Annotated in this window: 11 protein-coding genes; 3 read left to right on the forward strand and 8 right to left on the reverse strand. The window is 70.0% G+C overall.

Features of this window, described 5'->3' with window-relative positions; all coding sequences use genetic code 11:
• Window positions 1–2: 2 nt before the first annotated feature.
• Genes iolD through LCL61_RS14345 form a run of 7 tightly spaced genes read right to left on the reverse strand, consistent with a single transcriptional unit; the run spans window position 3 to window position 7,383 of the window.
• Window positions 3–1,847: a 3D-(3,5/4)-trihydroxycyclohexane-1,2-dione acylhydrolase (decyclizing) gene (gene iolD / locus LCL61_RS14315; RefSeq protein ID WP_340687275.1), complete on the reverse strand. Its 1,845-nt coding sequence runs from the start codon at window positions 1,845–1,847 to the stop codon at window positions 3–5.
• Window positions 1,844–2,734 (reverse strand): 5-deoxy-glucuronate isomerase, encoded by an 891-nt coding sequence (gene iolB, locus LCL61_RS14320; protein WP_340687276.1) that lies wholly within the window; start codon window positions 2,732–2,734, stop codon window positions 1,844–1,846. Before iolB ends, iolD begins: the two co-directional genes overlap by 4 nt.
• Window positions 2,731–3,663, reverse strand: a complete 933-nt coding sequence (gene iolC, locus LCL61_RS14325; protein ID WP_340687277.1) for a 5-dehydro-2-deoxygluconokinase — start codon at window positions 3,661–3,663, stop codon at window positions 2,731–2,733. The genes iolB and iolC overlap by 4 nt, the downstream gene beginning before the upstream one ends.
• Window positions 3,660–4,445: an ATP-binding cassette domain-containing protein gene (locus LCL61_RS14330; protein ID WP_340687278.1), complete on the reverse strand. Its 786-nt coding sequence runs from the start codon at window positions 4,443–4,445 to the stop codon at window positions 3,660–3,662. Before LCL61_RS14330 ends, iolC begins: the two co-directional genes overlap by 4 nt.
• Window positions 4,442–5,476 carry an ABC transporter permease gene (locus tag LCL61_RS14335; protein ID WP_340687279.1) on the reverse strand — a complete coding sequence of 345 codons (1,035 nt, stop codon included), beginning with the start codon at window positions 5,474–5,476 and terminating at the stop codon, window positions 4,442–4,444. The genes LCL61_RS14330 and LCL61_RS14335 overlap by 4 nt, the downstream gene beginning before the upstream one ends.
• The gene (locus tag LCL61_RS14340) at window positions 5,473–6,459 is read right to left on the reverse strand and encodes a sugar ABC transporter substrate-binding protein (protein WP_340687280.1); all 987 of its coding nucleotides are present in this window, start codon (window positions 6,457–6,459) and stop codon (window positions 5,473–5,475) included. Before LCL61_RS14340 ends, LCL61_RS14335 begins: the two co-directional genes overlap by 4 nt.
• Window positions 6,460–6,483: 24 nt before the next feature.
• Complete coding sequence (locus LCL61_RS14345) at window positions 6,484–7,383, reverse strand: sugar phosphate isomerase/epimerase (protein ID WP_340687281.1); 900 nt, start codon at window positions 7,381–7,383, stop codon at window positions 6,484–6,486.
• Window positions 7,384–7,498: 115 nt separating this feature from the next.
• Here LCL61_RS14345 and LCL61_RS14350 point away from each other — a divergent pair, with 115 nt between their 5' ends.
• The 3 genes from LCL61_RS14350 (at window position 7,499) to LCL61_RS14360 (ending at window position 10,448) form a co-directional block, all read left to right on the forward strand.
• Complete coding sequence (locus LCL61_RS14350; protein WP_340687282.1) at window positions 7,499–8,503, forward strand: LacI family DNA-binding transcriptional regulator; 1,005 nt, start codon at window positions 7,499–7,501, stop codon at window positions 8,501–8,503.
• Window positions 8,504–8,507: 4 nt separating this feature from the next.
• Window positions 8,508–9,509, forward strand: a complete 1,002-nt coding sequence (locus LCL61_RS14355) for a Gfo/Idh/MocA family protein (protein WP_340687283.1) — start codon at window positions 8,508–8,510, stop codon at window positions 9,507–9,509.
• A gap of 411 nt (window positions 9,510–9,920) precedes the next feature.
• Complete coding sequence (locus tag LCL61_RS14360) at window positions 9,921–10,448, forward strand: hypothetical protein (protein ID WP_340687284.1); 528 nt, start codon at window positions 9,921–9,923, stop codon at window positions 10,446–10,448.
• Here LCL61_RS14360 and LCL61_RS14365 read toward each other — a convergent pair.
• Window positions 10,445–13,423, reverse strand: coding sequence for an AfsR/SARP family transcriptional regulator (locus LCL61_RS14365; RefSeq protein WP_340687285.1), 2,979 nt, complete (start codon window positions 13,421–13,423; stop codon window positions 10,445–10,447). The genes LCL61_RS14360 and LCL61_RS14365 overlap by 4 nt on opposite strands.
• Window positions 13,424–13,754 lie beyond the last annotated feature (331 nt).

A 13,754-nucleotide genomic window follows, 5' to 3' on the forward strand; every position in this document is an offset into this window, starting at 1 on the left:
CTCTAAAGGCGGCTGTTCACGTAGCGCACCTGGCTGGACTTGCCCCGCTCGAACCCCTCCCTTCCGGCGAGGTGTTCCGGAACGCCGACTTCCCACCAGGCACCGGCTTCGGTCCACGAGTCCGGCTGGGTGCGCACCACGACCACCGCCGGCCGTTGCTCGGCCACCGCGGCTTCCCTCGCCTTCGCGTACGCCGCCCGCACGTCGTCCATAGTGGACGCTGTGAACACCGCGCATCCCAGCGATTCCGCATGCCGCGCGAAGTCGACCCGAGGGGGAGTGGGGTGCGCGCTCCGGCAGTCACCGAGGAAGTTGTTGAACGGCTTGCCGCCCTGCCCCTCCTGTAGCCGGGCGATGACCGCGTAACCGTCGTTGTCACAGACCACCGCCACGAAGGGATGTCCGGCGAAGGCGGCCGAGAACAGCTCGGAATTGAGCATCAGGTACGAACCGTCGCCGAGCATCGTGGTGACCAGGCCCTCGGTATGCGCCATCGCCGCACCCCAGGCGCCCGCGAGTTCGTAGCCCATGCACGAGAACCCGTACTCGACGTCCATGCCGATCGAGCCCGATCCGCGCCAGCCGCCGATCAGTTCGCCCGGCATCCCGCCGGACGCGGTCATCACGTAGTCGTGCGGCTCGGAAAGATCGTTGACCGCGCCGACGACCTGGGCGTATGTCGGCACCTCGCCGGAAGCGGCGCGCAGGGTGTCGATATGCGCGTCCCAGCGGCCGCGTTCCGCCGAGGCGCGCTCTGTCCACTGTGGATCGGCATGCCAGTTCTCCAGCTGACCTGCCAGATCCACGAGACCCGCGTCGGCGTCGCCCACGACGGCCAGCGCACCGTGCTTGACCGCGTCGAACCGGGCGGCGTTCAGGGTGATCAGCCGGACTCCGGAGGAGAACACCGTCCAGGACGCCGTGGTGAAGTCCTGCAGGCGAGTGCCGACGGCCAGCACCACGTCGGCCTCCGCGGCCAGGACGTTCGCCGACGCCGAGCCGGTGACCCCGAGCGGGCCCGCGTGCAGCGGATCACCGTGCGGGACCAGGGTGCGCCCCGCCGTGGTTTCGGTGACCGGGATGCCGTGCCGTTCGGCGAAGGCCAGCGCGCGCCCGCCCGCGCCGGAATACCGGACGCCGCCGCCGAGCACCAGCAACGGTTTCCGCGCCGCCCGGAGCAGGCCTGCCGCTTCGGTGAGAGCCCGGCGATCGGGCCGCGGGCGCTGCGGACGATGGGTCACCGGCGCGAACAGGGCGTCCGGGAAGTCGTAGGTCTCCGCCTGGACGTCCTGGGGGAGCGCCAGCGTCACCGGCCCCGCGTCCGCCGGATCGGTCAGCACCCTGGCGACCTGCGGCAGTGTCGAAAGCAGCTGCTCCGGCCGGACGATACGGTCGAAATACCGGCTCACCGGGCGGAAGGCGTCGTTGACCGTGGCCGTCGGATCGCCGAAATGCTCCACCTGCTGCAACACGGGATCCGGGGCGCGGCTGGTGAAGGTGTCCCCGGGGAGCAGCAGTACCGGCAACCGGTTCGCGTGCGCGACCCCGGCCGCGGTGACCATGTTCAGCGCGCCGGGCCCGATCGACGACGTCACCACGCCGACCTGTCGCCGGTGCGTCGCCTTGGCGTAGCCGACCGCCGCGAGCGCCATGCCCTGCTCGGTCTGCCCACGCCACACGGGGAGTTCGTCACGGTGCTCTTCCAGCGCGGTGCCGAGGCCGAGGACGTTGCCGTGCCCGAAGATCGCGAACACCCCGGGGAACAACGGGACTTCCCGCCCGTCCAGGGTTTCCGACCGCTGCGCCAGCAGCCAGCGCACCAGGGCCTGTGCCGTGGTCAGCTTCATGAGACCTGCCCTTCGTGGCTCGTGACCGGACAGCGCGGATCGAGCTCCTGGTCTTTCCACGTCTCGCGGACCCAGCCGTGCGCCGGGTCGTCGCAGAAGGCCATCGACCGCTCGTCGGCGGGCCCGGCCAGGACGTTCAGGTAGTACATCGGATAGCCGGGCGCGGCGACACAAGGCCCGTGGTAGCCGCGCGGGATCAGGAAGACGTCGCCGTCCCGGACCGCGACGTCCTCGTCCAGTTCACCGTCGGAGGTGTACGTCCGGTGCAGGCCGAACCCTTCGCGCGAAGGTGTCACGCCGTCGCGGCCCGCGATGCGGAAGTAGTAGATCTCCTCGTTGACGACCTCGCAGTCGGACGCCTCGTCGTGTTTGTGCGGCGGGTACGACGACCAGTTGCCGCCGGGGGTGATCAGCTCGCAGGCGTTCAGCTTGTCCGCGTGCTCCCAGACACCGGGCACGCCGAAGTTGGTGACCTGCCTGGTCGCCTGTCCGGCCCCGCGCACCTCCACCGGCACGTTTTCGGCCGGCCCGTAGCGCGGTTCGAGACGGCGGGCGCAGCGCGCCATCGGCAGTGCGACCTCGATCCCCGCGACTGTCGACAACTCGACTTCGGCGTCCCGTGGCACATAGGCGAAATCCGTGACACGGGTGAACACGGAATCCCGTCCGGCGAGTGCGAAGACCTGTCCGTCGACCCGGACGGTGCAGGAACCCGCCAGGGGCAGGACGAACGCTTCGTATTCGCCTGTGCGCACCAGCCTGGATTCTCCGGCGGCCAACGAGAGAACCCGCAGGCCGCTGTAGTCCCAGCCCGCCGAATCCGGGGTGAGCCGGACCGGGTCCCGCTCGTCCGAAAGCGTCCCGAGTGGACGATGCAGTTTGCTCACAGCAACTCCTCGATCTCGTCGGCGGTGGGCATGGCGTCGGCGCAGGCGAGCCGGGAAGCGACGAGCGCGCCCGCCGCGTTGGCGTAGGTGGCGATCCGCACCGGATCCCAGCCGGACAGCAGACCGTGGATCAGCGCGCCGCCGAAACCGTCCCCGGCGCCGAGCCCGCAGACGACCTCGACCCGCTGGGGCGGCACGGTCCAGCGGCCCTCGGCGGTGGCCACCAGCACCCCGTCCGCGCCTTTCTTGATCACGGCCAGCTCGACCCCCCTGGCCAGCATCCGGGACGCGGCCTCGTCGGGGTCCGCCGTGCCGACGGCGACCTCCGCTTCGGTGCGGTTGCCGACGGCGACCGTGACGTGGTCGAGCATCCAGCCGATCTCTTCCCGCGCCGTCTCGATGCCGGGCCAGAACATCGGCCGGAAGTCGAGGTCCAGCACGGTATGCGACCGGCGCCCGCGCCGCTGGAGCATCTTGCGCTGGGTGGCGCGCGCCGGCTCGACGGAGACACCGGTGCCGGTGACCCACAACAGTGGAACGGATTCCACGATGTCCCAGGGAACGTCGTTCTCGGTGATGGTCAGGTCCGGGGCGATGGGGGACCGGTAGAACAGCAGCGGCGGATCCGCGGGCGGGTCCAGCGAGCAGAACACCACCGGCGTCTGCAAGCCGGCCGACGTCCCGACGTGCTCGGGGGACACGCCGAACTCCCGCAACGCCTGCCGCACGTACTCGCCGAAGCCATCCGGGCCGACCTTCGTCAGCACCGACGTCGAGCGGCCGAGCCGTGCGGCGGCGACCGCGACGTTGGTCGCGGTGCCGCCGAGCGACTTGGCGAAGGTGCTGACCCCGGCCAGCGGCACGCCGCTCTGTTCGGGGTAGAGGTCCACCCCTACCCGGCCGACGGTCAATGCTTCGAGAGCGGTCATGAAGGGGACTCCGCGGCTCGCAATTCGTGTTCGAGGGCTTCCAGTTCCGCGCCGCCCGCCATCTGCCGGGTCAGCTCGGCCAGATCGATCTCGGACTTCTCGTACGCGCCGAGCGACGCGCCCCGTTTGAGCAGCAGGAAGCGATCGGCCACCGGGTACGCGTGATGCGGGTTGTGCGTGATCAGCACGACGCCGAGCCCGCGGTCACGGGCCTGTGCGACGTACTTGAGCACGACACCCGCCTGTTTGACACCCAGCGCGGCCGTCGGCTCGTCGAGGATCAGCACCTTCGCCCCGAAGTACACCGCGCGTGCGATGGCGACGCACTGCCGTTCACCACCGGACAGCGTGCCGACCGGCTGTTCGACGTCACGCAGGTCGATGCCCATGTCGGACAACGCCTTCTTGGTCGTCTCGCGACCTTTCTTCCGGTCGAGCGCGCGGAACGGGCCGAAACCGACCGTCGGTTCGGAGCCGAGGAAGAAGTTCCGCCACACGCTCATCAGCGGGACGACGGCCAGATCCTGGTACACCGTCGCGATTCCGCGATCGAGCGCCTCACGCGGCGAAGCGAACTTGACCGGCTCTCCCTCGACCAGGAACTCGCCCCGGTCGTGCTGGTGGACCCCGGCGAGGATCTTGATCAGAGTGGATTTGCCCGCGCCGTTGTCGCCGAGCACGCAGGTGACCTCGCCCGCGTCGACCACGGTGGAGACGTCGCGCAGCGCGATCACGCTGCCGTAGGTCTTGCCGACGTCTTTGACCTCGAGAAGATGGCTCATCGCCGCACCCTTTCCGCGCGTCGCCGGAAGGCGTTGTTGACCAGGACCGCGGACAGCAGCATGACCCCGAGGAACAACATGAACCAGTCGCTGTCCCAGCGGGCGAACACGATGCCCTGCCGCGCCATCCCGAAGATCAGCGCGCCGATCGCGGCGCCGATCGCCGAACCGAATCCGCCGGTGAGCAGGCAGCCGCCGATCACGGCCGCGATGATGTACTGGAACTCCAGCCCGATGCCCTGGTTCGCCTGGACGCTCGCGAACCGCAGGATGTTGATCGAGCCGACCAGCCACGCGGCGAGCGCGGTGGTCATGAACAGCAGGATCTTGGTGCGCACCACCGGGACCCCGACCGCGCGAGAACTCTGCGCGGAGCCGCCGACGGCGAAGATCCAGTTGCCGAACCGGGTCCGGACGAGCAGCCAGGCCGCCAGTACGGCGAACCCGATCCACCAGACGATGGAGATCTGGAACGCGGTCCCGCCGATGTCCACTGTGGACGCGAAAACGAAACCGGCGGATTCGTAGCCGTCGGTCGACCGCATCCCGGACACCTGGACGGTGCCGGTGACCAGGCGGGTCACGCCGAGGTTGAGCCCCTGCAGTGCCAGGAACGTGCCCAGGGTGACGATGAAGCTGGGCAGCCCGGTGCGCATCACCAGCCAGCCGTTGAACGCGCCCACCGCGAGGGCGAAGACCAGCGACGCGAACAGCGCGAGCCAGACGTTCCAGCCGGCCTGTGTCGCCAGTGTCGCGGTGACGAGCGCGGTGGACGCCGTCATCACGCCCGCCGAGAGATCGAACTCGCCGCCGATCATCAGCAGGGACACCGCGACCGCCATGATGCCGAGCGTCGAGGCGTCGTCCAGCCAGGTCGCCACGCCGCTGCCGCTGAAGAACTGGTCGGTGACGACGGTGAAGAACAGGAAGACGACGACGGCGCCGAGCAGCGCGCCGATCTCGGGCCGGACGACCAGCCTGTCCAGGAGTCGCGGTTTCGCGATCCGTTCGTCGAGGGTGGTGGTTGTCATCGCGTGCCCCTTTGCACGTACCGGCCGACGGTGTCCACAGTGGATTTGTCGACCAGGTCGGGCCCGGTGAGCACCGGCTTCCCGCCGCCGACGACGTTCGCGTTGTCCCGGTAGAGCTTGAGGAACTGCACCGGGAGATAGCCCTGTTCGTACTGCTGCTGATCGACCGCGAAGACCACGTCGCCCGCCTTGATCGCGCCGACCACGTCGGTGTTGAGGTCGAAAGTGCCGACCTGCGCCTTCGAGCCGACCGCCTTGATCGCGCTCACCGCACGGGCGGCGACCTGCGAGTTCAGCGTCAGGACGGCGTCGAGGGAGGAGTCGGTCTGCACCGCGCCCTTGATCCGGGATTCGGCGTCGGTGGGGTTGCTGATGTCGACCTGCAGGGTATGTACGTCGCCCGCGAAGCCGGTCTTGGCGCCGTCACAGCGTTGCGCCTGCCCGACGTTGCCCGCTTCGTGGACCACGCAGAGCAGCTTCTTCTTGCCGAGCTCCCGGAACTTCTTCCCGGCCTCCTCGCCCGCGATGGTCTCGTTCTGCCCGACGTGGGTGAGCGCGCCGTAGGCCGCGCTCTTGTCCTCGCCGGAGTTGATGGTGATGACCGGGATCCCGGCGCGGACCGCGTTCTCGATCGAGGTCTTGAGCGCCTCCGGATTCGCCATCGACACCACGAGCCCGCCGACCCGCTGGGCGACCGCGTTGTCGATCAGCTTGGCCTGGTTGCCGGGGTCTCCGTCGGAGTTGTACTCGACCTGGACGTCGAGTTGCCTGCCCGCCTCTTCGGCGCCGTTCTTGACCACGTTCCAGAACGCGTCACCGGCCGTGCCGTGCGAGATGACCGCGACCCGCAGCGGCCCGCTGGGCTGGGTCGTCGCCGGGCCCGCGCCCGCGGCGGGTTTCTCCTCGGCCTTCGGCCCGGTGCACGCGGACAGGAGCAGCAGCCCCGCCGCGACCACCAAGACCTTTTTCAAGCGATGGGACATCGTCGTCTCTCCTCGCTTCTTCCGTTACCTGGCAGCCGGGAGCCGGCTGACGATTCCGTCGAGATGCGCCAGGCTCCTGGCCACATCCCGCTTCGGCAGATCCTCCGGGCTCCCCTCGCTCAGCGCGGTGTCCTGTTCGAGCACGTACCACCCGTCGTAGCCCGCCTCGTGGACGGACCTGACCATCGTTTCGATGTCGACGTCCCCGTCGCCCAAGGGGACATACAGACCTTTGCCCACGGCCTCGGCGTAGGGAAGCCTGCCGGCGCGGACGTCTTCGGCGAGCTCGCCGCACACGTCCTTGAGATGCAGATGCCCGACCCGTTCGGGGTACCGCTTCGCCAGCGCGACCGGATCGGTCCCGCCGATCAGGAGATGCCCGGTGTCCAGGCACAGCGGGAGAGCGGAATCCGCGAGGAAACGCTCGACCTCGTCCTCGGTCTCCGCTTGCGTCCCGACGTGCGGGTGCAGCACGGTGCGAAGGCCGTGGCGCGCGGCGATTTCCTTGATCTCGCCGGAGGTTTCGACGAGGGTCGTCCATTCGGGGTCGCTCAGCTTCGGCCGGTCGTCGTAGCCGTCGAGACCGGTGGCGGCGGCGAGCACGAGCACGTCACCGCCACAGGCCGCGAACAGCGCGGCGGACTCCTCGGCCTCGGCCAGCGCGGCTTCGGGATTCTCGTGCAGCACCACGGCGAGGAAGCCGCCGACCAGTTCGAGTTCGTATCCGCCGAGCAGTTCGCGCAGGGCGGCCGGGTCGCGCGGCAGGTATCCGGGTGGGCCCAGTTCGGTGGCGCGCACTCCCAGCTCCGCCATTTCGCCCAGCACGGTGCCCGCGTCGAGCACGCGGCCCCAGCCGGGTACTTCGCAGACACCCCAGGAGATCGGGGCGGCGGCGATGCGGATCCGGGGTGTCGTGGCTGTCATCGGCGGCCTCCGGGAGATCGGGTTAGAGCGCTCTATTGATTAGAGCGCTCTAATCATGTAGCGTCCGTCACAGTAAAGTCAAGGGCAGGGGGCAAGAGCAGAGGGGACGGTGAAGATGGCGCGACCGACGATGGAGGACGTCGCCGCGAAGGCGGGGGTGTCCCGTGCGCTTGTGTCGCTGGTGATGCGGAACGCGCCGAACGTCTCCGACGAGCGGCGCACGCGCGTGCTGTGCGCGGCGCACGAACTGGGTTACCAACCGCACGCGATGGCCAGGTCGCTGGCGAGCCGGACGTCGACCGTCCTCGGTGTGATGGTCTCCGATCTCCGCAACGCGTTCTTCGCCGACGTCGTCGAAGGGCTCGACGCGGCGGCCGAAGCGGCCGGGTTCCACTTGATCCTCAACACCGGCGGCCGGAGTCCCGCGCGGGAGCGTGCCGCGCTGAAGAGCCTGCTGTCCTTCCGGCCTGCCGGGGTGATCCTGCTGTCGCCGGTGGTCCCCGCGTCGGCGATCGAGGAAGCGGCCGCGCAAGGTCCCGTCGTCCTGGTGTCGCGCACTTCGCGCGCCGCGGGCGTGGACACGGTGAACGACGACGGCGAGGCCGGTTCCGCGCTCGCCGTCGACCACCTCGTTTCCTTGGGGCACCGGAGGATCGCGCATCTGGACGGTGGGCTCGCCGCCGGCGCGGCGGCCCGGCGCCGGGGTTACCAGCGGGCCATGCGGCGGCATCGGCTGCATCCGATCATCGTGCGCAGCGAGCACACGGACACCGCCGGGGAGAAGGCCGTGCACGAACTGCTCAGCGACCCTCCGCAGGGAGGGATGCCGACGGCGCTGGTGGCGGGCAACGACTTCAACGCCGTCGGCGCGATCTCCGCGCTCGAAGAGGTGGGCCTGCGCGTGCCGGAGGACGTCTCCGTGGTCGGCTACGACAACACCTCGCTTGCCGCGCTGCGCCATCTCTCACTGACCACTGTGGACCAGCCGCGTACGGAAATGGGCAGGCTGGCCGTCGAAGCACTGCTCGAACGGATCCGGGGCGAACGCGCCGAGCCGGTTCGGCATCTGCTGCACCCGTCGCTGGTGGTCCGTTCGACCACCGCCGCTCCAGAAAGGTAACCACATGAGGTTGGGACTCGCCGGCACCGGCCGGATCGGCACTTCGCACGCCGAGACCTTGAAGAGCTTCGACGAGGTTTCCTCCGTGGTCGTCGCCGACGCCGACACCGCCCGTGCCCAGGCCGCCGCCGCGAAGCTCGGCGTCGAAGCGGCGGCGGACATCCCCTCGCTGTTCGCGTCCTCTTTGGACGGTCTGGTGATCGCCGCGGCGACGGACGCGCATCCGGAACTGATCCTCAAGGCCGTGGACGCGGGCATCCCGGTGTTCTGCGAGAAGCCGGTCGCCGCCGACATCCCGGGGACACTCGCGGTGATCGACAAGATCTCCGGTGCGGACGTGCCGGTGCAGATCGGTTTCCAGCGCAGGTTCGACGCCGGCTACGCCGCCGCGCGGGCGGCGGTGGCCTCGGGCGAACTCGGCTGGCTGCACACCTTGCGCGCGACCACGCTCGATCCGGCGCCGCCGCCCGCCGAGTACGTCGCGCACTCCGGTGGCCTGTTCCGCGACTGCGGCGTGCACGACTTCGACGTCGTCCGGTTCGTGAGCGGCCGCGAGGTCGCCGAGGTCTACGCGGTCGGCGCCAACAAGGGCGAGCGGTTCTTCGTCGACGCAGGTGACGTCGACACCGCGGCCGCGACGCTGACGCTGGACGACGGAACGCTGGCGGTGGTTTCGCTGACGCGCTACAACGGCGCGGGCTACGACGTCCGGCTGGAAGTCCTCGGCTCGGCGGGCAACGCCGTGGTCGGCCTGGACGACCGCGCGCCGCTGACCTCGGTGGAACCCGGCGTCCAGCCGTTGCCCGGCCCGGCCTATCCCGGGTTCATGGAACGCTTCCGCCCCGCGTACATCAGCGAACTGAAGGCGTTCCTCGACGTCGCCGCCGGTCGCGCACCGAGCCCGTGCGGCGCGGCGGACGCACTGGAGGCGTTCTACATCGCCGAGGCGTGCGAGGTCTCGCGCCGCGAACGCCGCCCGGTCCGCGTGGACGAGGTCCGCGTCTGACCACGGGCACTGCAGGCGCACGGATGGCGCTTTCGCGTGATCGGGCGGACGACTCGTGGCGAACCCCTGCCGCGGTCGTGTCGTCCGTCCAGTCACGTGTGTCGTCCGCTGGATCACGCGTGTCGTCCGATCGGCCACGAGACCCGACCCGTATCGGTACCGAGGTTCCTGTACTGCTGGGTGCTGGGGGTAGGCCGGAGGTCGCGAAAGCCACTTTCGAGACGTCTGGTGTGATACCGGCGTTTCGCGCGTCGTCCATCCGGTCGCGCGAAACCGCCACCCGCACGGCGTCACCGTGTCGCGAAGGCAGCTTCCTGCCATGAACAGCCCGCCGCGTGCCACTTTTCGCTACGGTGGCCACGAACCACGACAGGCGGCCGGTTCGTGCCGCCGAACGCGCGAGGAGTGCGGATGCAGCCGAATCCACCGCAGCCCGGCTTTCCGCAGTACGGTCAGCCGACCGCGAGCGGACCCGCGTCGTGGAGCGAGCCGAGGCCGCCCAAGCCGAGGGCCAACGCCGCGGCGGCGGTGGTCGCAGGCAGCCTGGCGCTGCTCGCCGCCGCCATGCTCGTCTGGTTCGCGCTCTACAACGTCATCGTCGCCACGGAGGCGGACGGTCGCCCGTCGGGCATCATGGTGCAGAACATGGTCAGCGGCACCATCTCCGCCGTGGTCCTGGTGATCGCGGCGGTGTTCACGTTCGCCCGCCGGATTCCCGCCGCGTGGACTTTGTTCGGGCTTTGCGTGTTCTACGTGGTCGCGGTCTTCGTGGTCACGCCCCTGGTGTGGGGCACGCCGTTCGGCGCTCAGGCCAAGTGGCTCTTCAGCTTCGACGACGGTGACAGCACCGCCATGGCGCTGACGATCATCCTCGCCGTTCTGACGGCGATCGCGGCGGCGATCGCCGGTAGCGTGAAATCCAACGGCGGGAAGAACTAAAGCTCGTCCAGGATCAGCTTCGCGCGTTCTTCGACGAGCCGGTAGCCGGAGCGCGCGGCGAGCTCCTGTGCCAGTTCGCCGTGCGTCCGGGCCTCCGCGAGCTTGCCCAGTTTCAGCAGGGTTTCCGCGAGTCCGGTGCGTGCGGCGGCCTCGCACCAGAAGAAGCTGGTCGTCCGCGCGATGGACAACGCGAGCCGATAGTGCTCGGCGGCCTCTTCCGGCAGGCTGAGCCGCAGGCAGACCTCGCCGAGCCCGACGAGCGTCCAGGCTTCGGTGCCCCGATCGCCGATCTTGCGGGTGAGTTCGACGGCTTCGAGCGCGTCCGCACGGTTCTGCTCGCTTGGGTCGCGCCTGCTTTCGAGCACGGCCCTGCCGGAGAGCGCCGTCGCCTCGCCGTAGGTGTAGCCCAGCTCGCGGTTGGCCGCGAGCGCGCGGGTGTAGAAATCGTAAGCGTCGTCGAGGAGGCCGAGGTCGCGGTGCACGTTACCGAGGTCGACCAGCACGACCGCGACGCTGAACCGGGCGCCGTCCCGTTCGGAGACCGCGAGCGCGCGCGTGAAGTTGGCGAGCGCCTCGTCGAGCTGACCCGTCTGCCAGTACGGGAAACCGAGGTTCGCCAGCGCCATCGAGACGGCGGGCATGTTGAGTTCTTCGCACAGCCGCAGGGATTCCAGCCCGCAGCGGATAGCCTCCTGCGGGTCGCCGAGACGCTGGTGCACCGCGCTGAGATTGTTGAGCACGGCCGCGCGGCCGGCGTCCCAGCCGTCGAGGAGATCACCGCGCAAGGCGCTGGTGAGGTGTTCGCGCGCTTCGTCGTAGCGGCCGCTGTTGACGCAGGCCAGCGCGATGCTCAGATGCATCGCGGCCTGGGCCTGCCCGGCGCCGCTGCGGCGCGCGGCCTTGAGCGCGGTCGAGGCCGTGTCGATCCATTCCGCGTGATGTCCACGTTGATGGAAAAAGGCGCGGAGCGCGTCGGCGAGATGCCAGGAGAACTCGGGCGGGCCGTGTTCGGCACTGTGCTCGACGGCGGCGGCGAGGTTCGGCCATTCGGCGTCCAGCCAGGCCAGCGCCTCTTCGGTGTCGGCGAAGGGTTTGCCCGCCGGTTCTTCGCGCGGCAGGCGCAGGAAGTGCGGGATGAGGGCACGTCCCGCGGCGTCGGCGGTGCTCAGGTAGCTCTCGAAGAGCCGCCTCTCCGCGGCGTCACGTTCGGCCTTGGAGTCCTCCGACAGCGTGCGGCCCGCCGCGAAACTGCGGAGAAGATCGTGAAACCGGTAGCGCCCCGGGGTGTAGCGCTCGACCAGGTGCGCCGCCGCGAGCGCCTTGAGCTGCTGGTTCGCCTTCGAGTGCGGAACGCCGGTCAGTGCCTGCGCGGCGGGAGCGGTGAACGTCTGGCCCGGAACCAGCGCGAGACGGCGGAACAGCTCGCGGTGTTCCTCGGGAAGCGCCCGGTAGGAGACGCCGAACGCCGTGGTCACGGCGCTTTCCTCGGCGCCGTCGACGGTCAGCTCCGCCAGTGGGTCACCACCGGCGAGCTCGCGGGCGAGTTCGGCGATCTCGGGTTCGCCACTGGCACCGAGGTTGGCCGCCGCGATCCGGAGGGCGAGCGGAAGATGCCCGCACAGCCGCGCCAGTTCCGCGGCCGCGACGGCCTCGGCGGCGACGGTTTCGCTGCCGAGCACGGCTTCCAGCAGGTGCCGCGCGTCTTCGGCGGGCAGCACGGACAGCGGGAGCGCGCGGGCGCCGGTGCGCGCGATGAGGTCGCCGAGCCGCTGGCGGCTGGTGACCAGGACGGTGCCCGAAGGCGGCAGCAGCGGCAGCACCTGGCCGCTGTCGCGCACGTTGTCGAGCACCAGCAGCACCCGGCGGTCGGCGAGGAGGGAGCGGAGCAAAGCGGCCCGGGTGTCGGTGTCCGGGGGGATCGCCTTGGGCGCGGTGCCGAGCGCCTGCAAGAGCTGGGTCAGCGCGACGGCCGGGGTGAGCGGTTCGTGGTCGGGGTCGAAACCGCGCAGGTCGAGATAGAGCTGGCCGTCGGGGAACGCGTCGCGGACGCGGTGAGCCCAGCGGACCGCGAGCGCGGTCTTGCCGACCCCGGCGGTCCCGCTGATGACCCAGATGTCGGTGCCGTCGGCCGGGTGCCGGGCGGCCTCGTCGAGCCGTTCCAGTTCGGCCGCGCGTCCGGCGAATCCCCGGACGTCGTGTGGCAACTGGGCCGGGCGGACCGGCTCGGGCCTGGTCGCGGGTTCGAGCGCGGGATCGGCGGCGAGGATGGCGGCTTCCAGGCGTCGCAGCTCGGGAGAGGGATCGAGGCCCAGCTCGGTACCGAGCCGGCCCCGCAGAGCGCGGAAGGCGTCGAGAGCGTCGTCGGTACGGCCTTCGCGGTGCAGCGCGAGCATGAGCTGGCCGACGAACCGCTGGCGCAAGGGATGCGCGGCGACCAGCTCGGTCAGCTCCGCGAGGACCTGCCTGCCGCGGCCGAGCCGCAGCTGCGCTTCGGCGCGATCCTCGAGCGCCGTCCAGCGTGCCTCGTTCATGCCGCCGCGAAGCCGCTGGGCGACCTCGCCGGTCACCACATCGGACAACGCCTCGCCGCGCCACAGGCCGAGCGCCTCGTCCAAGAGCTCCACGGCGGTCTCGTCGTCGGCGTCGCGGGCTCGCGCGGTCAGCTCGGTGAAGCGGTGCAGGTCGACCTGACGTGGGTCGACCTTGAGCAGGTACCGGGTCCCCTCGGAGACGATCTCCGGCCCGCCCGCGCCGCGGAACACCGCACGCAGCCTGGACACCAGCGCTTGAACGGTGTTCCGTGCACTGGCGGGGGGTTCTTCGGGCCAGAGCAGGTCGATGATCCGGTCGCGCGGCACCGGCTTGCCCGCCTCCAGCAGCAGAACCGCCAGCACGAGCCGTTGTTTGGGCGAGCCGAGATCGACCGGAACGCCACCGGCCCGCGCCTCGACGGCGCCGAGGACGCGGAACTCCACGCGGCCACCTCCGCTCACCCTCCTCGGAGCCTGCAAGCGTAGTGCAAGCGCCCTGCATCCGGACGGCGTGATCCTTGCCTGGTGTCCACCGAGGACCCGTCGCCGGAACCGTGCCCAACCAACCAGACGGGCAGGACCCCCCATTCGGTTCCGGTACGACGGTGGGCACCTTCACTTTCACAGGCACCGCCGATCTGAGGGCGGTGGGGGTTGGGGGTAGTGCCAGCTCGACGTCTTCCCCCGTGTCGTCGAACTGGCGCTTCTTCTTGACTGGGGCTGGGGTTTCCGTGAAGGCCTCCTTGAGGGAATCAGAGTCCCAGATCGGAAGAGC

The sequence above is a fragment of the Amycolatopsis coloradensis genome (assembly GCF_037997115.1).
Classification (GTDB): domain Bacteria; phylum Actinomycetota; class Actinomycetes; order Mycobacteriales; family Pseudonocardiaceae; genus Amycolatopsis; species Amycolatopsis coloradensis_A.